At 55.8% G+C, this 25,506-nt stretch carries 22 protein-coding genes; 19 read left to right on the top strand and 3 right to left on the bottom strand.

The genetic code is table 11. The features are described 5' to 3' along the window. Nucleotides 1–28 precede the first annotated feature (28 nt). The 14 genes from mutS (at nt 29) to glnA (ending at nt 17,917) form a co-directional block, all read left to right on the top strand. Nucleotides 29–2,671 carry a DNA mismatch repair protein MutS gene (mutS, locus tag E5161_RS02330; protein WP_136776016.1) on the top strand — a complete coding sequence of 881 codons (2,643 nt, stop codon included), beginning with the start codon at nt 29–31 and terminating at the stop codon, nt 2,669–2,671. Beyond that, the gene (locus tag E5161_RS02325) at nt 2,668–4,098 is read left to right on the top strand and encodes a S41 family peptidase (RefSeq protein ID WP_136776014.1); all 1,431 of its coding nucleotides are present in this window, start codon (nt 2,668–2,670) and stop codon (nt 4,096–4,098) included. Before mutS ends, E5161_RS02325 begins: the two co-directional genes overlap by 4 nt. Before the next feature lie 19 nt (nt 4,099–4,117). Continuing rightward, nucleotides 4,118–6,079 (top strand): DNA mismatch repair endonuclease MutL, encoded by a 1,962-nt coding sequence (mutL, locus tag E5161_RS02320; RefSeq protein ID WP_136776012.1) that lies wholly within the window; start codon nt 4,118–4,120, stop codon nt 6,077–6,079. Continuing rightward, nucleotides 6,079–6,867, top strand: a complete 789-nt coding sequence (locus E5161_RS02315) for a class I SAM-dependent methyltransferase (RefSeq protein WP_136776010.1) — start codon at nt 6,079–6,081, stop codon at nt 6,865–6,867. Before mutL ends, E5161_RS02315 begins: the two co-directional genes overlap by 1 nt. Then, nucleotides 6,860–7,837: a tRNA (adenosine(37)-N6)-dimethylallyltransferase MiaA gene (gene miaA, locus E5161_RS02310; RefSeq protein ID WP_211246683.1), complete on the top strand. Its 978-nt coding sequence runs from the start codon at nt 6,860–6,862 to the stop codon at nt 7,835–7,837. The genes E5161_RS02315 and miaA overlap by 8 nt, the downstream gene beginning before the upstream one ends. A gap of 50 nt (nt 7,838–7,887) precedes the next feature. Beyond that, a complete protein-coding gene (gene hfq, locus E5161_RS02305) occupies nt 7,888–8,130 on the top strand; it encodes an RNA chaperone Hfq (RefSeq protein ID WP_136776008.1) in 243 nt (80 codons plus the stop codon). 181 nt (nt 8,131–8,311) lie between these two features. Continuing rightward, a complete protein-coding gene (locus E5161_RS02300) occupies nt 8,312–10,933 on the top strand; it encodes a transglycosylase domain-containing protein (protein WP_246042066.1) in 2,622 nt (873 codons plus the stop codon). Nucleotides 10,934–11,117: 184 nt separating this feature from the next. Next, nucleotides 11,118–11,681, top strand: coding sequence for a ribonuclease FAU-1 family protein (locus tag E5161_RS02295; RefSeq protein WP_136776005.1), 564 nt, complete (start codon nt 11,118–11,120; stop codon nt 11,679–11,681). Next, entirely contained in the window at nt 11,678–12,355 is a 678-nt protein-coding gene (locus E5161_RS02290) for a SanA/YdcF family protein (protein ID WP_136776003.1), read from the top strand. Before E5161_RS02295 ends, E5161_RS02290 begins: the two co-directional genes overlap by 4 nt. Nucleotides 12,356–12,475: 120 nt before the next feature. Next, on the top strand, nt 12,476–13,453 hold the full coding sequence (locus tag E5161_RS02285; RefSeq protein WP_136776001.1) for an AAA family ATPase: 978 nt from the start codon (nt 12,476–12,478) through the stop codon (nt 13,451–13,453). 42 nt (nt 13,454–13,495) lie between these two features. Then, the gene (hflX, locus tag E5161_RS02280) at nt 13,496–14,794 is read left to right on the top strand and encodes a GTPase HflX (protein WP_136776000.1); all 1,299 of its coding nucleotides are present in this window, start codon (nt 13,496–13,498) and stop codon (nt 14,792–14,794) included. An 11-nt stretch (nt 14,795–14,805) separates the two neighbouring features. Continuing rightward, nucleotides 14,806–16,059 carry a methionine gamma-lyase family protein gene (locus E5161_RS02275; protein ID WP_136776400.1) on the top strand — a complete coding sequence of 418 codons (1,254 nt, stop codon included), beginning with the start codon at nt 14,806–14,808 and terminating at the stop codon, nt 16,057–16,059. An 82-nt stretch (nt 16,060–16,141) separates the two neighbouring features. Further along, nucleotides 16,142–16,558, top strand: coding sequence for a MerR family transcriptional regulator (locus tag E5161_RS02270; protein ID WP_136775998.1), 417 nt, complete (start codon nt 16,142–16,144; stop codon nt 16,556–16,558). A gap of 30 nt (nt 16,559–16,588) precedes the next feature. Continuing rightward, nucleotides 16,589–17,917 (top strand): type I glutamate--ammonia ligase, encoded by a 1,329-nt coding sequence (gene glnA / locus E5161_RS02265; protein WP_136775996.1) that lies wholly within the window; start codon nt 16,589–16,591, stop codon nt 17,915–17,917. Nucleotides 17,918–18,055: 138 nt separating this feature from the next. On the opposite strand, the gene lexA is transcribed toward glnA, so the two are convergent. Beyond that, entirely contained in the window at nt 18,056–18,676 is a 621-nt protein-coding gene (gene lexA / locus E5161_RS02260) for a transcriptional repressor LexA (RefSeq protein ID WP_136775994.1), read from the bottom strand. A gap of 161 nt (nt 18,677–18,837) precedes the next feature. On the opposite strand from lexA, the gene E5161_RS02255 reads away from it, so the two are divergent. The 4 genes from E5161_RS02255 to E5161_RS02240 all read left to right on the top strand — a co-directional run bounded on the left by E5161_RS02255 (nt 18,838) and on the right by E5161_RS02240 (nt 20,927). Continuing rightward, on the top strand, nt 18,838–19,236 hold the full coding sequence (locus E5161_RS02255) for a LysM peptidoglycan-binding domain-containing protein (RefSeq protein WP_169306552.1): 399 nt from the start codon (nt 18,838–18,840) through the stop codon (nt 19,234–19,236). 118 nt (nt 19,237–19,354) lie between these two features. After that, complete coding sequence (locus tag E5161_RS02250; protein ID WP_136775991.1) at nt 19,355–19,540, top strand: DUF896 domain-containing protein; 186 nt, start codon at nt 19,355–19,357, stop codon at nt 19,538–19,540. A gap of 67 nt (nt 19,541–19,607) precedes the next feature. Beyond that, the gene (locus E5161_RS02245) at nt 19,608–20,123 is read left to right on the top strand and encodes a hypothetical protein (protein WP_136775989.1); all 516 of its coding nucleotides are present in this window, start codon (nt 19,608–19,610) and stop codon (nt 20,121–20,123) included. A gap of 12 nt (nt 20,124–20,135) precedes the next feature. Beyond that, on the top strand, nt 20,136–20,927 hold the full coding sequence (locus E5161_RS02240; protein ID WP_136775987.1) for an HAD family hydrolase: 792 nt from the start codon (nt 20,136–20,138) through the stop codon (nt 20,925–20,927). Between the two features lie 62 nt (nt 20,928–20,989). On the opposite strand, the gene E5161_RS02235 is transcribed toward E5161_RS02240, so the two are convergent. Beyond that, nucleotides 20,990–21,526 carry a 1,2-dihydroxy-3-keto-5-methylthiopentene dioxygenase gene (locus tag E5161_RS02235; RefSeq protein WP_136775985.1) on the bottom strand — a complete coding sequence of 179 codons (537 nt, stop codon included), beginning with the start codon at nt 21,524–21,526 and terminating at the stop codon, nt 20,990–20,992. 168 nt (nt 21,527–21,694) lie between these two features. Between E5161_RS02235 and metH the strand changes: the two genes are divergently transcribed. After that, nucleotides 21,695–25,135 carry a methionine synthase gene (gene metH / locus E5161_RS02230; RefSeq protein ID WP_136776399.1) on the top strand — a complete coding sequence of 1,147 codons (3,441 nt, stop codon included), beginning with the start codon at nt 21,695–21,697 and terminating at the stop codon, nt 25,133–25,135. 44 nt (nt 25,136–25,179) lie between these two features. Here metH and tlp read toward each other — a convergent pair whose 3' ends face one another. Continuing rightward, the gene (gene tlp / locus E5161_RS02225) at nt 25,180–25,404 is read right to left on the bottom strand and encodes a small acid-soluble spore protein Tlp (protein ID WP_136775983.1); all 225 of its coding nucleotides are present in this window, start codon (nt 25,402–25,404) and stop codon (nt 25,180–25,182) included. Nucleotides 25,405–25,506: the final 102 nt, after the last annotated feature.

The following is a 25,506-nucleotide window of genomic DNA, read 5'->3' as shown; positions in this document are numbered from 1 at the left end:
CTATATCCCCGGTTCACTGGAGGACGACATGGCCGGTTATACCCCGATGATGGAGCAATATCTCGCCGTCAAGGCGGAGGCGCGCGACGCGCTGCTGTTTTTCCGCCTCGGCGATTTCTATGAAATGTTTTTCGAAGATGCCCTTACCGCGGCGCGCGAGCTGGACATTACGCTGACCGGGCGCGGCGCCGGACAGGAAGAGCGGGTGCCGATGTGCGGGGTCCCGTATCATGCCGCCGAAGGATACATAGCCAAACTGATCGAAAAAGGTTACAAAGTCGCGATTTGCGAGCAGGTTGAAGATCCCAAGGCGTCCAAAGGCGTCGTGCGGCGCGAAATCGTCCGCATTGTGACCCCGGGAACCGTTATGGAGTCGAGACAGGTCGGAGAGGCCTTGAACAATTTCATAGTCGGCGTGGCCGAGTTGGACGGCCGCTTCGGCGTGTCGGCTTGCGACCTGACCACCGGCGAGCTGTACGTCACCTCGTTCGCCACCGTGCGCGAAGCGGTGAAAAACGTCTTGAATGTCTACAAGCCGGTTGAAGCGGTGGGCGATCCTGCGGCTCTTGCCATCGTGGAACAAGAGACACGGGGATCGGGACGATCCGTTCTCTGCACCGAGCGAACCTCTCCGGAAGATTTGGCATGGCTCGGGCGGCAATTTCCCGACGAGCCTTGGCCTCATCATGAAGAAGTGCGGCGGTTGGCCGTGGCACGGCTCATCGGTTATTTAAGCGAAACCCAGAAACGCTCGCTTGCCCACCTGCGGACCGTGAAAGCCTATGATCCGCAAGCTTATATGGCGCTGGATGCGTTCACCCGCCGCAACCTGGAGTTGACCGAGACGGTAAGGGACCGGTCGCGCAAAGGCTCGCTCCTTTGGCTGCTGGACCGCACGCGGACGGCCATGGGAGCCAGGCTGCTGAAGCGATGGATCGACCAGCCGCTGCTCGACCGCGATGCGGTGGAACAACGGCTGGAGGCCGTCGAAGCGCTGCACCGCGACTGGATGAGACGCGAAGAGCTGCGAACCGAGCTTGGCGAGGTGTACGACTTGGAGCGGCTCGTCGGCCGAATCGCTTACGGGACGGCCAACGCACGCGATCTTAACGCGCTGAAAGCGTCGCTTCAGCGTGTGCCCGCTGTCCAAAGCCTGTGCCGCGAGATCGGTTCGGATCCGTTGACTCACTTGGCGGACCGGCTGGACACGTGCTCGGATATTTCCGATGCGATCGAACAGGCGATTGCCGAAGACCCTCCCGTTTCCGTGCGGGAAGGCGGGCTGATTCGTTCCGGATTCGACCACAAGCTCGATGAGCTGCGGGAAGCGAGCCGGAACGGCAAACGCTGGATCGCGGAGCTGGAACGGCAGGAGCGGGAAGCGACGGGCATCAAATCACTGAAAATCGGCTTTAACAAAGTATTCGGCTATTATCTGGAAGTGACGAAAGCCAACTTGGGCTCGCTTCCGGAAGGCCGTTACGAGCGCAAACAGACGCTGGCCAATGCCGAACGGTTCGTGACTCCTGAATTGAAAGAGAAAGAAGCGCTCATTCTGGAGGCGGAAGACCGGATGGTCGACCTCGAATACGAGACGTTCGTCCGCCTGCGCGACGAAATCGCCGGCAAAATTCCCCGTCTTCAGCAATTGGCCGAAGGCCTTTCGGCGCTGGATGTCCTGCAGTCGTTCGCGGAAGTGTCGGCGGAACGCCGGTATACCCGTCCTGAGTGGAGCTGCGGATACGAGATGCGCATCGAGGACGGCCGTCATCCCGTTGTAGAAGCCGTAACCGAGAACGGCGTTTTCATTGCCAACGACACGGAGCTCACGCCGGAAAGCGCCATCCTGCTCATTACCGGACCGAACATGGCGGGAAAAAGTACTTATATGCGTCAAGTGGCAATTATCAGCATCATGGCGCAAATCGGCTGCTTCGTGCCCGCCAAACGGGCCGAGCTTCCGTTTATCGACCGCATTTTCACGCGGATCGGTGCGGCGGATGACCTGGTCGGCGGCCAAAGCACGTTTATGGTGGAGATGAAGGACATTCAGGTGATGACCGAACAAGCGACCGAACGCAGTCTCGTCATCATCGACGAGCTCGGCAGAGGCACCTCCACCGATGAAGGGATGGCCATCGCGCAAGCGGTGATCGAATACGTACACCATCACATTAAATGCAAGGCGTTGGTTTCGACCCATTTTCATGAGCTGGCCCATCTGGAAACTTCTCTCTCTTCTCTTCGGAACGGATGCATGGCGGTGAAGGAAAGCGCGGACGGCGTTACTTTTTTGCGGAAACTGGTCCCTGGAGCGGCAGACTCGAGTTACGGCATATACTGCGCGCAGCTAGCCGGATTGCCAGACGACATCGTTTCCCGCGCCTATTCGCTGCTCGACGGCCGCACCTCCGCGATACGAGAAACGGCCGCCGCTTACTCGGAGGCTCCGTCCAAACCGCCAGCCGCGGAATCGCAGCAAGTGGTGCAATTGTCTATGTTTGCCGAATCCAAGCCGGATGTGAAACCGGTAAAACCCGCTTCTGCGGCGCAGCAGAAGCTTATGGAGAAGATTCGTAAGCTGGATGTGATGCGGATGACTCCTCTTCAGGCGTTGGAGTGGCTGAACGACGCGAAAATCCAATTGAATGAGAATGGGGAAACGTTATGAAAATGAAAAAACGGCCCGGTATTCGTTACGTACTCGCCCTTCTTCTGTCCGTCGCGCTCAGCGGTATTTTCACAATTTCCAACGCAGGGGCCGCCACGACCGAGCAGGTTAATGAAGTCCGCAATTTGCTCGAACAGTATCACCTGAACAAGCCGGACAACTCCAATCTGAACGATGCCGTGATCGACGCGATGGTCGAATCGCTGCATGATCCTTATACGGAATATTTCAACGAAGAGGAATGGAAACGGTTTTCCGACAGTCTGGAGCAGACGTTCGTCGGAATCGGCATCGTGATGGCGGAAGAAGCGGGAGGCATTTATATTGAGGATGTCATCCTCGGAAGTCCGGCGGAAAAAGCGGGATTGCTCCCCGGCGACCAAATCGTGTCGGCGGAAGGTAAAAGCGTGAAAGGACTTGCGCTGCCGGAGGTGCAGCAAAAACTGCGCGGCGAGGAAGGAACGTTGTTGAAAATCGGCATTTCCCGCAACGGCAAAACCCTCACCTTCACGATTACACGCAAATCCATCCAACTGCCGGTCGCGACCGGTCAAATGATGGGGGACGGCATCGGCTATTTGTCCTTGTCGGGATTCACCTCCGACGCGGGAGAATTGTTCCGGAATCAGCTCGTCCGACTGGAGCAGGCCGGCATGAAATCGCTGATCATCGACCTGCGCAACAACGGCGGGGGTTATGTGAACGCCGCGCAGCAAATTGCCGCCCTGTTCCTGAAGGACGGGGTGCTTGCTCATATGAAGGATCGGGACGGCAAAGACATCCCGCTTCCGGTTCAAGGTGAAGGCCGAAAATACCCGGTAACCATTCTCGTCAACGGAGGCACCGCCAGCGCGTCCGAGCTGCTGGCAGGGGCGCTGCAAGATTACGGCGTGGCGAAGCTTACCGGCACGCAGACGTTCGGCAAAGGCGTCGTACAATCCATCATCCCGCTGGAAAGCGGCGGTGTGTTAAAGGTAACGGTGCAAGAATATTTCACGCCCAAAGGCCGCACGGTGAATAAAAAAGGTCTCACGCCCAACCATGTCGTCGAAGGTTCCGGCGAGCAGCTGATCCGGGGTTTTCGCGACGCCGGCGGTCGTGCGCTTACGCTGAAGGCGGGCAAAGGCTCTGTCGTCGTCAACGGGATCCGGGCAGCCGAGCGGGAGCCTGCGATCCAGCAAGGCAAAGTATGGTACGTTAACCTGCGTCTGGCGGCCGCGATGGCAGGCGCTGAACTGACGTATGACCTGAAAAACCGCAAGATTACGGTAAAAAGCAAAACAAAGAGTTATACCCTGAACATCAATGACAAACGCCTGTTGATCCGAAACGGCTGGAGCTTGATCGATACGCGCGCGTTAAACAGCTTGTTTGCGAACGTTACAGCCCAAACTACCGGAGGACAGCTGCAGCTAACCTCCCGATAACGGGCAAGGGGGAGAACGCATGGGCATCATTCGTCCGCTCGACGAACATTTGGCCAACCAAATTGCCGCCGGCGAAGTGGTGGAGCGGCCGGCATCGGTGTTGAAGGAATTGATCGAAAATGCGGTGGATGCCGGAAGCACGCGGATTGACATTTCCGCGGAAGAAGGCGGTCTCACGCTGCTTCGCGTGGCCGATGACGGCTTGGGCATGGCGGCCGACGATTTGATGACGGCCTTTCAACGCCATGCCACGAGCAAAATTTCGACTGCCAAAGATTTGTTTCAAATCGCGACGCTCGGTTTCCGGGGCGAAGCGCTGCCCAGTATTGCCGCCGTGGCGAAAATCCGATGCGTGAGCGCTCTCGACGGCAGCGGCTTGGCACGCTTCTTGGAGATCGAGGGTGGCGTCGTCAAGGGCGAAGGGGAAACCAATGCACCGCAAGGAACGGAAATGACCGTGCGAGATTTGTTTTATAACACGCCGGCTCGCTTGAAATATATGAAAACGATCCAGACCGAGCTCGGACATTTGTCCGATGTCGTGTACCGGCAAGCGCTCTCGCGGCCTGACATCGCTTTTACGTTCCGACATAACGGCAGCGTGCTGCTGCGCACGGCCGGGACGGGCGATTTGAAGCAAGTTGTAGCCGGCATTTACGGGACGGCTGCGGCCAAAGCGATGCTCGAGGTGAAAGCGGAGCATCTGGACTATTCGTTAACCGGCGTCACGGCGCTACCGGTCGAGACGCGGGCGAACCGCAATGCCGTCACGGTGCTGGTGAACGGAAGATACGTGCGGAGCCAGGCGGTCGTTCAGCCGCTGCTCCAGGCTTATCACACGCTGCTGCCGCTTCACCGGTTCCCGTTGTCCGTCCTTCATCTCCGCATGCACCCGACATTGGTCGACGTGAACGTGCATCCTGCGAAGCTGGAAGTGCGTTTCAGCAAAGAAAACGAGCTGCGCACCTTCATCGAACAGACAGTAAAGGAAGCGCTGGGCGGAAGGGCTTATATTCCGTCCGCAACCGCGGTTCGCACGGCGAAGCAGCCTTCTTACGTTCAAGATCAAATTCGCTTTCAGGTTCCGGTGTCCAATCCCATGGAGGCCGTAACCGGTGCGGCAGCGGAAACCGCGTCGACTGCCGAAGCGGCTGCTGTCTCCGAATCGACGACTCCACGCGAGACCATCGCCGAGACGAGGATCGCGTATCCGTCTCCTTCAGTCCGTACGCCGAGTGGAAATCCGCAGGCCGCGTCCGCTTCGGGGCGACCGAGTGCGTTCGCAGGCACGGGAGCGAAGCCCGATTTTGGACGATCCGCGACCCCGGAGAAGGTGCCGGATTCCGTATGGCAGGCGGCATTCGCCGCACCGCCGGAGGACAAGCAGGCGGAACCAAAGGAGTTTCCGGACCTTCACTGGATCGGTCAATTACATGGGACGTATATCGTGGCGCAAAACGAGACCGGATTGTACTTAATTGACCAGCATGCGGCGCATGAACGCATTAACTACGAATTTTACTACGATAAATTCGGACGGCCGGAAGAAGCAAGTCAAGAGCTGCTGCTCCCGGTTACGCTGGCATTTGCTCCAGACGAATATGCGGTGCTTCGCGAACGGCTGCCGATGTTCGAAAGCGCGGGTGTATATTTGGAGGAATTCGGTGGCAATACCTTTATCGTGAGGGCGGTGCCTCATTGGTTCCCGCAAGGAGACGAAGCGGATATCGTCCGAGAAATCGCCGATTGGGTGCTGACGGAGAGGAAAATCGATCTTCATGCGCTCCGCGAAAAAGCGGCGATCTTATGCTCCTGCAAAGCTTCCATTAAAGCGAATCAGGCGCAGACCCGTGAAGCCGGCGAACGGCTGCTGGCCCGGCTGGGACAGTGCCGCCAGCCCTACACCTGCCCACACGGAAGGCCGATCGTGGTCAGCTTCAGCACCTATGAGCTGGAAAAAATGTTCAAGCGGGTGATGTAGTGATCGTCACGACAGCGGAACGGCCGGCCGCGGAGCTGGTCGATAAGGCGGTGCAGCTGGCCGGGGAACTCGGGGTCCGGTTTGTGCCGCGTCGTCAAAATACGCTTCGCGGTCTGGAACGTAAATACGGGCCGGGAGAAGGCGTGCTCGTCGTGTCCGCAGCCGGCTTGCGTTATGTGTCGGAGGACGGGTCTCCGTTGTTTTTCCATCCGAGTATGGCGCTTGTCCGGCTGAAACGGCTGGTGAAGGGCGGTTCGGACAACATGTTGTCCGTGTCCGGTGCGGCAAAGGGCGACATGATTCTCGATTGCACAGCCGGATTGGGATCGGACGCGATCGTATTCAGCTACGCGGTAGGTTCCGAGGGACAGGTGACCGCGCTGGAAGCGTCGCCGCTGCTTTATACGGTGGTGAGAGAAGGGCTGCGCGAGGCCGACACGGGGTTGGCGGAGGCAGACGCCGCTTGCCGCCGGATCGAGCTGAAGCTTGCCGATCATTATGAAACGCTTTGCGCCATGCCGGATCGCAGCATGGATATCATCTATTTCGATCCGATGTTCGAACGGGCGGTATCGGCGTCTTCTTCTTTACGCCCGCTCCGCAGCCATGCCCGCCATGAATCGTTAACGGAGGAAGCCGTCTGCGAAGCCGTGCGCGTGGCACGGAAAGCGGTCGTGCTGAAAAATTCAAGCGGCAGCGGCGAATTCGAACGGCTGGGGTTCTCCCCGGCACGTCTGTCCTCGTCAACGGTCGCATACGGGGTGATCCGGATTGAACCACATCCTTGACGACAACCGGCCGCCTCTTCTCGTGCTGGTCGGGCCGACGGCGGTCGGCAAAACCGCGCTCAGCCTGCAGCTTGCACGCGCTTTCGATTGCGAAATCATCAGCGGCGATTCCATGCAGGTGTACCGCCGAATGGATATCGGAACGGCCAAATTGCCGCTCTCGGAAAGAGAGGGCATACCGCATCATTTGATCGATATTTTGGAGCCGGACGAGCCATTTTCCGCCTCTATGTTTCAGCAGCTGTGCACGGAAAAGATTCAGGAAATCCATTCGCGCGGCAAAATGCCTTTCATCGTGGGAGGAACCGGCTTGTATGTCGAGTCGGTCTGTTATGGGTATAACTTTCAGGGAGATACCGGCGATGAAGCGTTTCGGGAACGAATGGCCGCTTATGCAGAGGAGCACGGGGCCGAATTGCTTCACGCGCGGCTGGCTGTAGTGGATCCGGCAACGGCGGATCGGCTGCATCCGAACGATATCCGGCGGGTGATCCGCGCGCTGGAAGTATGGGAGACGACGGGGAAAACGTTGTCCGAAACGCAGGCGCAGTCGCGCGGAGACGATAAAGCTTCGCCTTACCGGTTATGTCTGCTGGGCCTCACGATGGACCGAGCGGAGCTGTACCGGCGAATCAACCGACGGGTCGACGCCATGCTGGCGGACGGGCTGGTGGAAGAAGTGCGGCAGCTGCTGGAGTCCGGTGTGCCTCGCAGCGCCGTATCCATGCAAGGACTCGGTTACAAGGAGGTTGCCGCCTGCCTGCGCGGAGAAACCGATTACGATACCGCCGTCGAATGGCTGAAGCGGGATACCCGTCATTTTGCCAAGCGGCAGCTGTCGTGGTTTCGGCATATGAAAGACCTGGTTTGGATCGACATGGACGACGCGGAAAATAACGCCGATCATTTCCGTTCGATTTGTGCTATAATAGCAGGAAAGTTTTCTTTAGGTCTTGAATATATTCCTTGAGAAAAACTGCTTCATGCTCCTTAACTTTTGGCGACGGGGGTTTTTGGCTAATGAACAAGTCCATTAACATCCAGGATACGTTTCTGAATCAACTTCGCAAAGACAGCATTCCGGTCACCGTGTACTTGACCAACGGATTTCAAATCCGCGGCGTGGTTCGCGCCTTTGACAACTTCACCATCGTGATCGACAGCGAAGGCCGGCAGCAGATGGTGTACAAACATGCGATCAGCACCTTCATGCCGCAGCGCAACGTGTCGCTCATGCAGCAGGACAACGGCGCCGACGCCTGAAGGAGGCAGAGGCGGAATCGGACATACGGAACCTTTTCCCCATGCCAATCGTCTAACGGAATAATAGCGGACCGGAGCAACCCTGAGAACGGGTTGTTCTGCATTTTTAAGGGTATTTTCATTTTGATGGGATATGCTCGCTAACAGAGAGAGAGTTACAGGATTAAAGGGGGAGAACGATTTGAAAGAGCAACCGAACAACGTCCGGCCGGCGGCTGCCCGTCAGCCGCAGCAGCGTCCGACCAAGGCGCCCCGCAAAAGAAGCAAGAGAAGAGGGCTGATTTGGCTCTTCTTCGTGGCTTTGCTGGGTGTCGTGTGCGCGGTTGTCGCGTATTTGCTCGTCATTTTGAACGGGGAACGCGTTCTGGCGAAAAATATTGATAAATTGAACTTGGACAATGCCACCGTAGTTACGGATCGCAACGATAAAGAGATTGCAAAGCTGAAAGTTTCCGGCGGCAACCGTGAATTTGTGCCGATCAACCAAATCCCGGATTTGGTCAAAAAAGCTTTTGTGGCGACGGAAGACAAACGCTTCTACGAACACAGCGGCGTCGACCTGCTCGGGATCGGGCGTGCGATTGTGAAAGACGTCATTTCCCGCAGTACGGCGGAAGGCGCAAGCACCATCACCCAACAGGTGGCGCGAAACCTGTTCCTGAACGCGGACAAAACGCTGTTCCGTAAAGGCACCGAAGCGTCCATCGCACTGGCGCTCGAGCGGCATAAGAGCAAGGATGAAATTTTGGAGCTGTATTTGAACCGGATATATTTCGGCAAAGGCCAATATGGAATCAAAACGGCCGCCAAATACTATTTCAACAAGGACATTACGAGCAAGGATCCGAAACAGCAGTTAAAGCTTTGGGAAATCGCGACGCTTGCCGGCATGCCGAAAGCGCCGAGCACCTACAATCCGGTCCAAAATCCGGAGAAATCGAAGGAACGGCGCGCGGTCGTGTTGAGCTTAATGCAGGATCAGGGCTTGATTACGGCTCAGGAAGCGGAAGAGGCGAAACAGGTCGAGTACGATCCGAAGGTTGTGCCGAAACAAAACCAGCAATACTTGACCTACATTGATTATGTGGTGAATGAAGCGAAAGATTTGACGGGATTCAGCGAAGAAGAGCTGCTCAGCGGCGGGTTCACGGTCAAAGCCGCCATTGACACCAAAACCCAGAAGATTATGGAAGACGCGTTCAACAACGACGCGCTGTTCGAAAAAAGCAAGGATGACGTGCAAATTCAAGGCTCGATGGTCATCATGGACCAGCACGACGGTTCCCTGATCGCCATGGTCGGCGGACGGGATTATGCGACGAAGGGCTGGAACCGCGTCACCAAAACACGGCAGCCGGGGTCGTCGTTCAAGCCGATTGCGAGCTACGGTCCGGCCATTGAAACGGGCAAATACTTCCCTTGGTCGACGCTGCGTGACGACAAAATCTGTTACGACAACGGAAAATATTGTCCGGCCGACTCCAACAGAGTGAAATATATCGGTCCGGTCAGCATGGAACAGGCGATCAAAGAATCGCGCAACCAGTCGGCCGTCTGGCTTTTGAACGAAATCGGCGTAAGCAAAGGGATTTCTTTCGCGAACAAGCTCGGCATTGACCTGGGCAAAGAAGACCGCAACCTGGCGATTGCGCTCGGAGGTCTGAGCCGCGGGGTTTCGCCGCTGCAAATGGCGCGTGCGTACGGCACCTTCGCCAACGGCGGGACGCTGCAAGACCCGCATAGTATTTTGTCCATTACGGATTTGCGGGGAAATAAGGTATATGAATTCAAGGAACCGAAACAGAAAAAAGCGATTTCTCCGGAAACGGCCTATTATGTGACACAGCTGCTTCAAGGCGTCGTGGAGCCTGGAGGCACCGGCGTCCGCGCCAAAATACCGGGGCGCATCGTAGCCGGTAAGACGGGCACCACGCAGCACGGCATCAAGGGTTTGAATTCAAGCGCCAACCGGGACGTATGGTTCGTCGGCTATACGCCGGAATGGACCGCAGCCGTCTGGATGGGCTATGACAAGGTCGACAAGAACCACCTGGTGAGACAGAGCAGCGGTCAAGCCGCAACGATGTTTTCGACCGTCATGTCCAAGGCGCTGGAAGGGAAAAAGAAGCTTTCGTTCCCGAAACCGGAAGGAGTCGTCGATCAAAAGCCTGCCGATGCCGTGACGGGGTTGACGGGGGTATATTCGCCGGAAAATGTTGCTGTACATCTGGCATGGAACCCTGTCGGGGACAATAGCGGCAACATCAGCTACAAGGTATATCGGAAAGCGGCTGCGGACGCGAGCTTCGCACAGGTTGCGGAAACGGCGGATCCCGTGTTCGACGATTTCGCGATTTTGCCGGATCAGACGTACACCTATTATGTGACGGCTTACGATGCGAATACCAAGGTAGAGAGCACACCGTCCAATCAAGTTTCCGTTCAAATTACGAGCGGCATGGACATTTCACCGTTACCGTCCGATCAGCCTTCTCCGAACGATCCCGGACAGCAGCCGGGAGATGGCGACAACGGCGGAGATAACGGCGGAAACGGCAATGGCGGAGGAGATAACGGCGGCCAGCCTCCAGCAAGTCCTTCGCCTTCGGACTCGCCTTCTCCGAGCCCGTCGCCAAGCCCGTCGCCGTCACCGTCGCCGAGTCCGTCGCCGTCACCCAGCCAAAAAGTGCATCCGCCGGTTGAAAGTCCGTCACCGAGCCCGAGCGCCAGTCCAAGCACGGATGTAACGGCAAGTGCGAGCCCAAGCGCCAGCCCGTCGGCATCGCTGACGTCGGGCGGCTGACTTACGTTCCGACCGGCCTCCTGTGGAGGCCGGTTTTTTCTTTGCTCCCACCGCCGGCCGCGGCCAAGGTCAGGACGGCTTTACTGGTGGGAGCCGTCAACTTGTGGTAAGCTTTGGATACAATGTTGAGACTCCCCCCGGCATATGTTCGCTATGAAACCGGACGGAAAGGAACGCCATGCGCATGAAACGAAAATTTTCCGACAGAGCCAATTGGCGCCGGATTTTAAAAAAAAGCTACGCCTGTTTTCCGACGGATGAGCCCGATTTCCGCGGATTCGTCACGTTATACCGCATTCACGAGCTTCGGGATCCTTTGTGGAAAGAGTACAACGGACGCCGGATGTGTTTGGCGGATAAAGGCTATTTATGGATGCAGCACTTTCCGAAAGGCGAGCATTTTGTCGTGACGACCATGTTCGATCCTCAAGGCCATGTGGTGCAGTGGTACATCGACATTTGCAAAACGCAGGGACTCACCGATCAACAAGTGCCTTGGTTCGACGATTTGTATTTGGATATCGTGGTGCTGCCGACGGGGGAAACGCTGCTGCTTGACGAGGACGAACTGGAAGAAGCGCTGGATGACGGCCTGATCACGGTAAAAGATTCGGATTTGGCGCAGCGAACGGCTTCCGGATTGTTGGAGTTGATTCAAAACCGACAATTCCCATACTTCGACATGAGCATTCATCACCGTAAAGCACTGCTGGAAAAGCTGGGTTGGGAGAAGGGAATGCCCGGATGAACGACATCGTGAATGCGAAGACGGGGGTCCGGTCTTCCGGACGCGCTCGTCCCCGACGGCTTCGGATCTTGCTGCGATTTGCAGCAGGGCTGTTCATTTTGCTCGCGATTTGGTGCGGATTGTTGTATTACAAAATTGTATCATTTGATGGCGTCCCCGCAGACGCAAATCAGATACGGGCCGATGCCGGCATTGTGCTCGGGGCTTCCTTGCGGAACGATGAACCCAGTCCGGGCCTCCGGGAGCGGCTCGATCATGCGCTTGCCTTATACAGGAACGGAGTGTTTGACCATTTCATCGTGACCGGCGGCTTTGATAAAAAGGGAGCCAAGCTCTCGGAGGCCGAAGGGATGCGCGATTACTTAATAAAGAACGGGGTTTCCCCTGACGCGATCGCTCTAGATCCGAAATCTTACAGCACCTACGAAAATTTGCGCAACGCACAGCAGATAATGGGCGAGCAAGGATGGCGGACAGCGGTCATCGTGACCCATCGCTATCACGGCGCAAGAGCTGCCGATATCGCCAAGCTGCTCGGTTATGCTCCCGTGCAGGTCAGTGTCACTGATTCTAAGGTCATGAATATGGCCTACCACGAAGCACGTGAGATTCTCGCGTTTACAAAATGGAAGGCGGACAAGCTTCGTCTTTCTTTGGCCGTTCAGCATTCATAAGCGAAGTCGTTTTTACTTGGATGACTAGGCTTTCGAGTGCCGGAATACATTGGTATGGCGGTGTGATGCGGGGCTTCCTTCGTCACGCTCGCCGACTACGGCTACTTGAGGTGAATCGCGATGAACGCGAGGGCGGGGAAAGAAAGCGTGCGGGAATCGGCTGCGTCCATGCGGCCGTCCCGGCAAATCAACATCGTGCTGCGCCAATCCGAAACGGCAGGCGTTACAGCGCCTGTTCCGGCTGCGGATAGCGCGAATATGAGGGCGCTGCCTCCAACCGGTCCGTGGGCCGATTGGCAAAAAGAGCTGGACCGCATGGTCGGCCTAGAAAATGTCAAGGAACTGGTGTATGAGATATACGCGCTCCTGCAGATCGCCCAAATGAGAAGCGAAGCGGGGCTATTGGCGCAGGCGCACGTGTACCATATGATATTCAAAGGAAATCCAGGCACCGGCAAAACGACGGTTGCCCGGCTGCTCGCCAATCTATTTCAGGGGATGGGACTGCTCGCGAAAGGGCATCTCGTCGAAGTGGAACGGGCTGACCTTGTCGGCGAATACATCGGCCATACGGCGCAAAAGACGCGCGATTTGGTGAAAAAGGCGCTGGGCGGCGTTCTGTTCGTGGACGAGGCGTACAGCCTGGCGCGCGGTGGAGAAAAGGACTTCGGCAAGGAAGCGATCGACACGCTCGTGAAGGCGATGGAGGATCACAAAAATCAATTCGTGCTCATTTTGGCCGGCTACACGCTGGAGATCGAAACCTTTTTGCTGACCAATCCCGGGCTGCCTTCCCGATTCCCGATCCAGATGGAATTCCCGGATTACACGGTCGACCAGCTGATTCAAATCGCGGAAGGAATGACGAAGGAACGGGATTATACGCTGCTGCCCCCGACTTTGTTTAAATTAAGAGAGCTGCTGCTTCAGGAAAAAACGGAAACGATTTATCATTTCAGCAACGCGCGGTTTGTCCGCAATGTGCTGGAGAGGGCGATCCGCAATCAAGCGGTGCGCCTATTGACGGCTTATCCATCCGGCTCACCGGGACGGCAGGAACTCATGTCCCTGCGTCCGGAGGATGTTCGGGGTGTATAATTTGCATACATCACATTTGGGGTAGAGTTAGGGGGATGACGGTTGAGACAAAATGGATATGAAACGGGAGCCGGCGAACGGGAAAGAGCGGTTCTGGTCAGTCTCGTGACGGACGAGGTGAAACGGTCCGGCATCGATCCGGACCTTTCGCTGCAAGAATTGGTCGCGCTGGCGGAGACGGCGGGAGTCGAAGTCGCCGATACGCTGATGCAGCAGCGGGAAGTGCCGGACAGCAAATATTTTATCGGCAAAGGCAAGACGCAGGAACTGAAAGCTTTGGCGGAACAAACCGGCGCGGGGACGGCGATTTTCGACCAGGAGCTCTCCGGGGCGCAAGTGAGGAATCTGGAAGAAGAGCTGGACATGAAAATTATTGACCGTACTCAGCTCATTCTCGATATTTTCGCCGGACGGGCCAAGACGAGAGAAGGGATTCTCCAGGTGGAGCTGGCACAGCTCACCTACTTGCTCCCGAGATTGTCGGGACACGGGAAAAATCTTTCGCGGCTCGGCGGCGGCATCGGTACGCGGGGTCCAGGTGAAACGAAGCTGGAAACCGACAGGCGCCACATCCGCAACCGCATCAGCGAGCTGAAACGCCAGTTGGAGGCGGTGACGCAGCACCGCGCACTGCATCGCGAACGACGCAAAAAAACCGGCGCCATTCAAGTTGCGATTGTCGGCTATACCAATGCCGGCAAATCGACGCTGCTTAGGCAGTTGACCCAAGCGGACGTATTGGCGGAGGACAAGCTGTTCGCTACGCTGGATCCGACGTCCCGCGCGCTTCGGCTGCCCAGCGGCAAAGAAGTGGTGCTGACCGATACGGTCGGCTTCATTCAAAATTTGCCGCACGACCTGGTCGCCGCATTCCGGGCCACGCTCGAAGAAGCGAACGAAGCGGATCTGCTCCTGCATGTTATCGATGCATCTTCTCCCATGAGAGAACGGCAGAAGTCGGTCGTCGATCAGGTGCTCGGCGAACTGGGCGCGGCCGGGAAGCCGACGCTGCTCGTCTGGAACAAAATCGACCAATGCTCGGCGGCATCGCTCTCTCTGCTGGCCGGCGGTTCGGATTCGATTCGCATCAGCGCGCTCAATCCGAACGATTTGGCGCGTTTGCGGGAGAAGATCGAGGATAAGCTGCTTGGCGAAATCGCCCGGCTGCGGATTCCTGCGTCTCGGGGGGATCTCGCATCGTTGGCTTATCGGGTCGGCGAAGTAACCGGGCAGGACACGGATGAAGATTGGCTGCTGCTGACCGTCCGGCTGAATCCGGCGGATATGGAAAAGTGGGGACGGCCGTTGGAGCCGTATCGGATGGAGGATATCAGCAATTGAATCAGCAAGAAATGATGCAGCGTTGGCTAACCTTGTCCCGCGAAGCCGAAGAACGGATCAGCGGCAGACTCCGGATTGTTGACGAAATCGTGGAACGCAACCAGGAAAAAGTGATTCGAGCCTTCCAAAAACATAAAGTGAGCGACTTCCATTTTGCGGGCTCGACCGGATACGGATACAATGACCGGGGCCGGGAAGTGCTGGACTTTGTATACGCCGACGTGTTCGGTGCCGAGGCGGCCATCGTTAGACCGCATCTGGTCTCGGGGACGCATACGATATCGGCGGCGTTATTCGGCTGCTTGCGTCCGGGGGACGAACTTCTTTTCGTGACCGGCAGTCCTTATGACACACTTCATAAGGTGATCGGGCAACCGGGGGACGGCACAGGCTCCCTGTCCGATTGGGGAATTCGGTGCAAAGAAGTCGCGCTGCGGCCGGACGGTTCTGTGGACTGGGACGGTGTGGCGGCAGCCGTGACGGATAAAACGCGTGTATTCGCGATCCAGCGGTCGCGCGGTTATGACTGGCGGCCTTCGTTCACGGTGGAGCAGATCGCCGAGATGGTGCGCCGGATCAAGCGGTTGAAGCCGGACGGCATCGTATTCGTCGATAACTGTTACGGCGAATTTACGGAAGCGCAAGAACCACCAGAGGTCGGCGCGGATTTAATCGCGGGCTCGCTCATTAAAAATCCCGGAGGCGGTCTCGCATCCAGCGGAGGCTATATTGCCGGACGTTCGGATTTGGTTGAGCTGGCTGCCTACCGGATCACGGCTCCCGGGATCGGCGGAGAAGTAGGGGCGATGCTGGGAACGACCCGCTCGATTTATCAAGGGCTGTTCCTCGCTCCACTACTGGTCGGACAAGCGGTGAAAGGAAGCATTTTTGCGGCCGCCGTTTTCGAAGATCTCGGCTTCGAGACGCATCCCCGCTGGGATGATCCGCGGACGGATCTGATCCAGGCCATTCGGTTTCCATCCGCCGATCCGCTCATTACTTTCGTTCAGGCAGTCCAGAAAGCGGCGGCCGTGGATGCGCATGTCGTGCCGGAGCCTTGGGATATGCCGGGGTATGAACATCCCGTAATAATGGCGGCAGGCACTTTCATACAAGGCGGCAGCTTGGAGCTGTCCGCCGATGCGCCAATCCGCGAACCTTACATCGCGTATATGCAAGGCGGATTAACCTATGCCCATGTAAAGCTCGCCGTACGGCAGGCCATCGAGGATTTAGAGTCAAAAGGCTATTTACGCGTCACCTAACTTGACATGCCTTGACATGTTTTCGGCCACTCGATACAATGGAATGGCATTCATACTCGTTCCTATGGAAGGTTGATATGACATGGCTGGCGATGAAATACGGAGGAACATGGCGCTGTTCCCGATCGGAATCGTGATGAAGCTGACCGATTTGACGGCTCGCCAAATCCGCTATTATGAGCAGCATGAATTAATTCAACCGGCTCGTACGGCGGGTAACCAGAGGCTGTTCTCTTTCAACGACGTGGAGCGGCTGCTCGAAATCAAGGCGTTGATCGAGAAAGGCGTCAATATCGCAGGCATCAAACAGGTCATGAATCCGATCGGCCAAAGCTCGGAGGACGTCACGATCATCAATGAACAATCCGAGGTTAAGCGGAAGGAGCTGACGGATTCGCAGCTTCACCGCATTCTCAAGCAGCAGCTGATCACCGCTAAACGTCCGGGCCAAGTGTCTCTCATCCAAGGAGAGCTGTCGCGATTTTTCAAAACGAAATAGGCCGATAGGGGCTAAACCGAGGAGGCTGTCATGGGTTACACACGCGAAGATATTATGCGCATTGCGAAAGAACAAAATGTTCGTTTCATCCGTCTGCAGTTTACGGATTTGCTCGGTACGATCAAAAATGTCGAGATTCCGTTCAGCCAATTGGAGAAAGCGCTCGACAACAAAATGATGTTTGACGGTTCCTCGATCGAAGGCTATGTGCGCATTGAAGAGTCCGACATGTACTTGTATCCGGACCTCGATACATGGGTCGTATTCCCGTGGGTTTCGGAAGACAAAGTCGCACGTTTGATTTGCGACGTCTATATGCCGGACGGCACGCCGTTTGCCGGCGATCCCCGCGGCATTCTGAAGCGTGTGCTGAAAGAAGCGGGAGAGTTGGGCTTCTCGACGATGAACGTGGGTCCGGAGCCGGAGTTTTTCTTGTTTAAAACCGACGAAAAAGGGCTTCCGACGATGGAGCTCAACGATCAGGGCGGTTATTTCGACCTTGCGCCCACCGACCTTGGCGAGAACTGCCGCCGCGACATCGTGCTCACCCTGGAAGAAATGGGCTTCGAAATCGAAGCGTCTCACCACGAGGTGGCACCGGGGCAGCATGAAATCGACTTCAAGTACGCGAAGGCGGTTAAAGCGGCCGACCAGATCCAAACGTTCAAGCTCGTCGTCAAAACGATCGCGCGTCAACACGGTCTTCATGCCACCTTTATGCCAAAACCGCTGTTCGGTGTGAACGGTTCCGGTATGCACGCACACCAATCGTTGTTCCGCGGAAGCGAAAATGCTTTCTATGATCCGAACGATAAGCTTGGACTCAGCACGGTAGCCCGTCAATACATGGCCGGCATTCTGAAGCACGCCCGCGGGTTTGCGGCGATCACCAACCCGACGGTCAATTCCTACAAGCGTCTTGTTCCGGGTTATGAGGCTCCATCTTATGTGGCCTGGTCGGCGAGCAACCGCAGCCCGATGATCCGCATCCCAGCATCGCGCGGCCTGAGCACCCGCATCGAAGTGCGGAATCCGGACCCGGCAGCCAACCCTTACTTGGCGCTGGCCGTCATGCTGAAAGCCGGATTGGACGGCATCAAGAACAAGCTGCCGCTTCCTGAGCCTGTCGACCGCAACATCTATGTGATGAGCGACGAAGAGTTGAAGGAAGCGGGCATTCCGAGCCTTCCGGGCGATCTGGACGAGTCGCTCCAAGAGCTGCTCGCCGACGAAGTGATCAGCGAAGCGCTTGGCGAACACGCGTTGACCCACTTCTACGAGCTTAAAGCAATCGAGTGGGACATGTACCGCACCCAAGTTCACCAATGGGAACGCGACCAATACATCACCATGTATTAATTCGAAAACAGACAGACCTCATCCGGCCACGGATGGGGTCTTTTTTCGTGACTAGATGAAATAAACAGCTGAGAGCTGCTATGCAGATATGCAATACAAAACTCCCAACCGGCAATCCGGTTGGGAGTTTTGTAAGACTTACATAAACGAGCGGATCAAGCCGATGACCTTGCCGAGAATGCTGACGTGCTTCAGACGGAGCGGCTGCATGGAGGAGTTCTCCGGCTGAAGGCGGATGTGATCGGATTCCTTGTAGAACGTCTTCACCGTCGCTTCATTCTCTTCCGTCATGGCGACGACGATGTCGCCGTTGTTGGCGGTAGGCTGCTGACGGACGATTACATAGTCTCCGTCGTGGATGCCGGCTTCTATCATACTTTCGCCCATTACCGAAAGCATGAATACGGGCTGGTCCCCTACCATATGAATAGGTAGAGGGAAGTATTCTTCGATGTTCTCGGTTGCGGTAATCGGCACACCGGCCGTGACTTTGCCGACCAGGGGAACCTGGCGGACAGAAGAGGTGAAGGCCAATGGAATCTCATCGTCGCCCAAAATCTCGATGGCGCGCGGTTTGGTAGGATCTCTGCGGATCAAGCCCTTCTTCTCCAACCGGTCGAGATGGCCGTGAACCGTTGAGCTTGAAGCCAGACCTACGGCTTCGCCGATCTCGCGGACGGAAGGGGGATAACCCTTCTCCCGAACTTCGTTCTTGATAAATTCCAAGATCGCATTCTGGCGATTGGACATCTTGGACACTTGAGCGCCCTCCCTATGTACGATACATGATTACAAATTATAACACAGAACTCGAGTTCGCACAAACATTCGTTCTCCGAACAGATGTTCCAAAAAATATATTTACAGAAACACATGTTCGTGTTACGATAATACCAGAACAAACGTTTGGGGTGGATCACATGGTTCAATCTTGGGTGTTAGGTTCCAATACGTCTCCGGCGGCTTCCGTCCGTACCGGTGCTTCATTTAAAGCGAAATCCGATACTGCAGCATCATCGGGCAATCGTTGGCGGATGGCAAGAATGATATTCTTCGCATTGGCATTTGTACTGTTGTTTACCGGATTTACATTCATGCGAACGTTCGCTTCCCAACAACATGTTCAGCCGGCTTCGGTGACCGAACGGATCATCTCCGTAGATGCCGGAGATACACTATGGACGCTGGCCGCTTCTGTTAAGAAGGCTTCGATGGACACGCGGGAAGCCGTTTATGAACTCCAAAAGCGGAACGGTCTGAAATCCGTTGCTTTGACAAGCGGACAAGTTTTGATCGTACCGGACAGTATTTTGCCATAACCCACCTACATAACCTCTGAAAGACCGGGAATTCCCGGTCTTTTTTGCATGCCGTTTCCTTGACAACGCCAGCTCTCCAATGTCAAAGTAGAAGGGATGTTTGAAAGGAGGGTTCCACATGGATAAATTGATAGCACGGATCAACGAGTTGTCGCGCAAAAGCAAAACCGTTGGCCTCAGCGAGACGGAGCTCGCCGAACGCGATAAATTGCGCAAACAATATCTTGAAGTGTTCAAAGGCAACTTCCGCCGTCAGCTCGACAGCATCGAATTTACGGACGAGAAGCCGAGGAAGCTTCATTAAGATATAGATCATTCAGCAGATTTACGGCCTGCCGGCGGAAAGCCGGCTCGCGAACAGGAGGAACGTCATGTCCCGCTCTTGGGAACGGAAAGTCGAACGCAATGTGAAAACAGTGAACAAACGCCGCAAAAAGGAAGGAAAAACATCCCTTTCGGCTCAAACGCAGAAGGGTGATCGTTTTCTCGGCCGCAATTACATCTTCCCGATTCTTCTCGTGTTGCTGATGGCCTTTTATGTTGTCACTTTCTCTCCTTGGAAGGTCAAGGCGCAAAGCACGACCATGTTTTGGGTGACATTGGGATGCTATTTGCTGCTTGCTTTATTTTACTTTTTGCGTCGGCCTTATTTGTCCGTGACGCGCGACACCTTGGAAACCCGGCGGTTTTCGGGGTATAAAAGGCTGAATGCCGGTGAAATCCGCAAAATTGTGCTGCAGCCCGGTTATGTCGTCATTGAAACGGTGAAGGGCGCGAATTGGGTATTTTCGCGGGTTATCAACCGGTACCCGGTTGACCGGATGGGCGAGAGGCTGAAAGCTTTCGCGGAACTCCATCACGTACAGTTGGAAGTCAAGACGAAGTGAGGGAGAAGCGGCATGACGGTGAAAGCGGTACTGTTCGATCTGGACGACACGCTTCTGTGGGATGAGAGAAGCATAAAAGAAGCGTTTGAATCCACTTGCCGCTTGGGAGCGGAAGAAGCCGGCCTCGATCCGGAGCGTCTGGAGGAAGCCGTTCGCCGGGAAGCGCGGGCGCTTTACGAGACCTATGAGACGTATCCGTTTACGAAAAATATCGGCATCAATCCATTCGAAGCGTTATGGGGACATTTTCGCAAAGGTGATCATCCGATGTTCCGCAAGCTGGAGCAGATCGCCCCGGAATATCGCCGGAATGCCTGGACGAGAGGTCTGGCAGCTCTCGGAGCGGATCGCCCGGAGCTCGGCGCCCGGCTGGCGGAGGCTTTTGCGGCGCAGCGCCGGAAACTGCCCTACGTGTACGATGAAACTTTTACCGTGCTGGATGAGCTGCGCGGCCGATATAAGCTTCTTTTGCTAACAAACGGCTGTCCCGATTTGCAGCAAGAGAAGCTGGACGGTGTCCCGGCGTTAACGCCGTATTTTGATTTCATCCTGATCTCCGGCCATTTTGGAGAAGGCAAACCTTCCGAGCGGTTGTTCGCTCACGCGATGGAGCAGCTCGGCATTTCGCCTGAGGATGGTGTGATGGTGGGAGACAAACTCACCACAGATATCCTCGGAGCAAACCGGGTGGGCATGACTTCCGTCTGGATTAATCGTAATAACGTAAAACGCGGCGATGAAATTGTGCCGAAGCACGAAATCGCCAGCTTGACAGAGCTTCCCGCACTGCTTAAGCACATATAAAATGAAAAATCCGACCCTATCGGCTTGAAGCCGGGGTCGGTTTTTTGTGCGGTTACTCGGATTTAGACGAATGCGGGATCGTCGAACGGCTGAGCCACCCAGCCTGCAGGCTCGATGAAGAGCCGTACGGCGACAATTTGGCGATTTTCCATCAGCGTGAAGAAGTGAGGCTGGCTTTCCGGTACGGAAATGACATCGCCCGCTTCGAGCTCAACATCGAAGTAGCCGGTTTCGTCGTCGCCTTTAATGATAAAGATTCCGCGGCCGGCCGTAATGGCGCGCACTTCGTCTTCCGTATGCGTATGGACTTGTTCGAATTTCTTCAGCAGCTCGTCCAGATTCGGCGTGGACTCGGACAGAGCGATGATGTCCCAGGTCCTGTAGCCGCGGCGCCCGGCGAGATCGTTGATTTCGGTTTCAAATGTGGAGAGGATTTTGCTTTTGTCCTCGTCCGTCAGGGAGAATTTATTGCGCAGTTCCATCGGAAGTTTGGAGGCGTCCCAATGTTCATACAGCACGTTTTGACGTTCAAGGAAGGCGCGGACGTTTGCTTCACCCGCGATGCGTTCGTCGGTTTTGCGAATCCGGATCTCAGCCATGATAAATCCCTCTTTCCCAATAGAAAATTGTATATTTAATTATAGAGCAAGGAGTGGGCGGTGTCACTATCAGAGAACCGTATCTTTTCGGCGTGTTCCGATTCTGTTACTATAGGGGATAAACGATTTCATTTAGACAGGGGAAAAGACCTCGTCATGACGGTAAACATAACGAAACGGCCTCTTCAGGAGGCGTTAAAACAAAAAATATTGGTTTTGGACGGCGCGATGGGCACGATGATCCAACAAGCCGATCTGCATGCTGCGGACTTCGGCGGAGAAGAGCTCGAGGGCTGCAACGAAATGCTCGTACTGACGCGGCCAGACGTCATTAGCGGCATTCATGAGGCTTATTTAAGCGCGGGCTCCGACATTATCGAAACGAATACGTTCGGCGCGACAAGTGTGGTACTGGCCGAATACGACATTCCGGACAAAGCCCGGGAGATCAATTTGGCAGCCGCCCGTTTGGCCCGGGAAGCTTGCGACAAATACTCGACTCCCGACAAACCGAGATATGCGGCAGGTGCGCTTGGCCCGACCACCAAAACTTTATCGGTAACGGGCGGGGTCACATTCGACGAACTGATACGCAGTTATTATGAGCAAGTTGCCGCGTTGATCGAAGGCGGCGTAGACTGCATTCTTATCGAAACGAGCCAGGATACGCTGAACGTGAAAGCGGCGAGTATCGGTGTCCGTCGGGCTTTTGAAGAGCTGGGACGCGAGCTTCCGATCATGATCAGCGGAACGATTGAACCGATGGGCACGACGCTCGCCGGTCAAAACATCGAATCGTTTTACATCTCGCTCGAACATTTGAACCCGGTCTCCGTGGGACTAAACTGCGCGACAGGACCGGAATTTATGCGTGACCACATTCGAACGCTCTCCGGTATTGCGAAGACGGCTGTGAGCTGTTATCCGAATGCCGGCCTGCCGGACGAAAACGGCCATTATCACGAATCGCCCGACTCGCTGGCGAAGAAGCTGCGGGCTTTCGCGGAGCAAGGCTGGATTAACGTGGCCGGCGGCTGCTGCGGCACCACACCCGCCCATATCGCGGCGATCGCTGAAGCGATGAAGGATTTGCCTCCCCGCGCGCAAGCAGGGGAGCATCCTCCAGCGGTTTCCGGGATCGAAACGGTGTACATCGAGAATGAGAACCGTCCTTATATGGTCGGTGAACGCACCAACGTACTGGGCTCGCGCAAATTCAAGCGGCTCATCGCCGAAGGAAAATATGAGGAAGCGTCGGAGATCGCACGCGCACAGGTGAAGAACGGCGCTCATGTCATTGACGTTTGTCTGCAAGATCCGGACCGGGACGAAGTGGCGGATATGCGGGAATTTCTCTCTTTTGTAACCAAAAAGGTGAAGGTTCCCTTCATGATCGACAGCACGGACCACAACGTGGTGGACATGTCGCTGCAGTATATTCAGGGGAAGTCGATCATCAACTCCATTAACCTGGAAGACGGGGAAGAGAAGTTCGAGAAGATCGTTCCAATCATTCGAAAATACGGCGCTGCGGTCGTCGTCGGCACAATCGATGAACGCGGTCAAGCGATCACACGGGAAGATAAGCTTCAAGTGGCCATCCGCTCGCATGACTTGCTCGTGGGCAAGTACGGGCTTCAGCCGGAAGACCTCATTTTCGATCCGCTCGTGTTTCCTGTCGGAACGGGCGACGAACAATACATCGGCTCGGCCAAAGAAACGGTGGAAGGCATTCGACTGATCAAGCAGACGCTGCCGAAGTGTCAGACCATTTTGGGAATCAGCAATATTTCATTCGGTCTTCCCGAAGCCGGACGCGAAGTGTTGAATTCCGTGTTCCTGTACGAGTGCACGAAAGCCGGACTCGATTATGCTATCGTGAACACCGAGAAGCTGGAGCGTTATGCTTCGATTCCCGAGGAAGAACGGCGGCTCGCGGAGGACTTGCTATACCGCACGAATGATGAGACGCTGGCCGCATTTGTGGCGGCATTCCGGGAAAAGAAGGTCGAGAAGAAGCAAAAGGCAGCCAATCTGCCGCTCGAAGAACGGCTTGCCGCGTATGTGGTGGAAGGCAGTAAGGAAGGACTGCTTCCGGATCTGGATGAAGCACTGACGAAATATGCGCCGCTGGAAATCATTAACGGACCTCTAATGGCGGGCATGTCGGAAGTCGGGCGTTTGTTCAACAACAACGAATTGATCGTGGCCGAGGTGCTTCAAAGCGCGGAAGTCATGAAGGCATCCGTGGCTCATCTGGAACCTCATATGGAGAAAGCCGAATCGGCGGTAAAAGGCAAAATCATGCTGGCCACCGTCAAAGGCGACGTTCACGATATCGGCAAAAACCTGGTGGAGATTATTCTGTCCAACAACGGTTACCAGATCGTGAATCTCGGTATTAAGGTTCCACCGGAGCAGCTCATTGAAGCTTATCGCAAGGAAAAACCGGATGTGATCGGGTTGTCGGGATTGCTCGTCAAATCCGCCCAGCAGATGGTCTTGACCGCGCAAGATTTGCGTAATGCGGGCATTGATGCGCCGGTTCTCGTAGGCGGTGCCGCGTTGACGCGAAAGTTCACGAAAACGCGGATTGCGCCGGAGTACGACGGCGTAGTGCTGTATGCGAAGGATGCAATGGACGGCTTGGACTTGGCCAACAAGCTCGCGGATCCGGAGCATCGCAACGTGATCGAGACGGAGCATCGCGAGGCACTCATGAAGCTAGCGGAAGAGGGCGAGACGCCTAAGGATTTGCCTGCTCCGTCGCGTGCTCGTCGGTCCAATATTTCTCAGCATGCTCCGTTATTTGTTCCGCCGGATTACGAGCGTCATGTGCTGCGGGAATATCCTCTCTCCCATGTGCTGCCCTATGTGAATCTGCAAATGTTGATGGGGCATCATCTGGGTTTGAAGGGCAACGTGGAGGAGCTGCTCGCCGCGGGAGACGACCGGACGGTTCAGCTGAAGGCCACGATCGACGACGTCATCCGCCAATCGGAACAACACGGCTGGTTGAAGCCGCAGGCGATGTATCGCTTTTTCCCGGCGCAGTCGGACGGCAACGATATTCTCGTGTACGATCCGAACGATACGAGCCGCGTGCTTCATCGGTTCTCGTTCCCGCGTCAGCAAGTGGAGCCGTTCCTTTGTTTGGCCGACTTCTTGAAATCGGTGGACAGCGGCGTGATGGATTCGGTGGGCTTCCTCGTCGTGACCGCGGGTCAAGGAGCGCGGGAACAGGCGGAGAAATGGAAAGAGAGCGGAGATTATTTGCGTTCGCATACGCTGCTCGCTTCCGCTTTGGAAGTGGCGGAAGGGCTGGCGGAACGCGTGCACCAGATTATGCGCGATAACTGGGGATTCCCGGACCCGGCCGATATGACGATGAAGCAGCGGTTCGGCGCGCGTTATCAAGGAATCCGGGTGTCTTTCGGCTACCCGGCCTGCCCGGATCTCGAAGATCAAGGACCGCTGTTTGCGCTCCTGCATCCGGAAGATATTGGGGTTCATCTAACCGACGGCTTCATGATGGATCCGGAGGCGTCCGTTTCGGCCATGGTGTTCGCTCATCCGGAAGCGCAATATTTTAATGTCGAGAAGGCATAAGGAAAACGGGTTGCATCCGCTTGGGGAGCAACCCGTTCGCCTTTTCACACGCCTTTGTCGTGGGCCTCGTCTTTAATCTCTTCGCGCATGCCTTCGATGCTGGCGCGGCGGTTTTCATTGTTTTGGCGAATCGCTTGCCGCTCCTGCTCTGGCAGCTGATCGGCGAATTCGTTGAGGTACTCTTCCGATTCCTCTAAGTTGCCGATCGTATCCTCCACCATTTCTTGAAGTTTGTCCACGTTATCAGAACGGTCATCTGGTTTTGCCATGGGGCGAATTCTCCTTCCTGCGTGTCTGATTTTTCCATTACCGAGCCATAGGATGGCATGCGCGGCGTGCGTTTATACATCGGAGCGGTATTTTAGATCGGT

The organism is Cohnella pontilimi, assembly GCF_005049045.1.
GTDB lineage: Bacteria > Bacillota > Bacilli > Paenibacillales > Paenibacillaceae > Cohnella > Cohnella pontilimi.
This window is presented reverse-complemented; position numbering and strand designations above follow the sequence as displayed.

Bases quoted from the DNA above. Each gene is read 5' to 3' on its own strand.
- mutS (WP_136776016.1), top strand. From the start codon at position 29: ATGGCCGGTTATACCCCGATGATGGAGCAATATCTCGCCGTCAAGGCG.
- E5161_RS02325 (WP_136776014.1), top strand. From the start codon at position 2,668: ATGAAAATGAAAAAACGGCCCGGTATTCGTTACGTACTCGCCCTTCTT.
- mutL (WP_136776012.1), top strand. From the start codon at position 4,118: ATGGGCATCATTCGTCCGCTCGACGAACATTTGGCCAACCAAATTGCC.
- hfq (WP_136776008.1), top strand. From the start codon at position 7,888: ATGAACAAGTCCATTAACATCCAGGATACGTTTCTGAATCAACTTCGC.
- E5161_RS02295 (WP_136776005.1), top strand. From the start codon at position 11,118: ATGAAACGAAAATTTTCCGACAGAGCCAATTGGCGCCGGATTTTAAAA.
- E5161_RS02290 (WP_136776003.1), top strand. From the start codon at position 11,678: ATGAACGACATCGTGAATGCGAAGACGGGGGTCCGGTCTTCCGGACGC.
- E5161_RS02285 (WP_136776001.1), top strand. From the start codon at position 12,476: ATGAACGCGAGGGCGGGGAAAGAAAGCGTGCGGGAATCGGCTGCGTCC.
- E5161_RS02275 (WP_136776400.1), top strand. From the start codon at position 14,806: ATGATGCAGCGTTGGCTAACCTTGTCCCGCGAAGCCGAAGAACGGATC.
- E5161_RS02270 (WP_136775998.1), top strand. From the start codon at position 16,142: ATGGCTGGCGATGAAATACGGAGGAACATGGCGCTGTTCCCGATCGGA.
- glnA (WP_136775996.1), top strand. From the start codon at position 16,589: ATGGGTTACACACGCGAAGATATTATGCGCATTGCGAAAGAACAAAAT.
- E5161_RS02255 (WP_169306552.1), top strand. From the start codon at position 18,838: ATGGTTCAATCTTGGGTGTTAGGTTCCAATACGTCTCCGGCGGCTTCC.
- E5161_RS02250 (WP_136775991.1), top strand. From the start codon at position 19,355: ATGGATAAATTGATAGCACGGATCAACGAGTTGTCGCGCAAAAGCAAA.
- E5161_RS02245 (WP_136775989.1), top strand. From the start codon at position 19,608: ATGTCCCGCTCTTGGGAACGGAAAGTCGAACGCAATGTGAAAACAGTG.
- E5161_RS02240 (WP_136775987.1), top strand. From the start codon at position 20,136: ATGACGGTGAAAGCGGTACTGTTCGATCTGGACGACACGCTTCTGTGG.
- E5161_RS02235 (WP_136775985.1), bottom strand. From the start codon at position 21,526: ATGGCTGAGATCCGGATTCGCAAAACCGACGAACGCATCGCGGGTGAA.
- tlp (WP_136775983.1), bottom strand. From the start codon at position 25,404: ATGGCAAAACCAGATGACCGTTCTGATAACGTGGACAAACTTCAAGAA.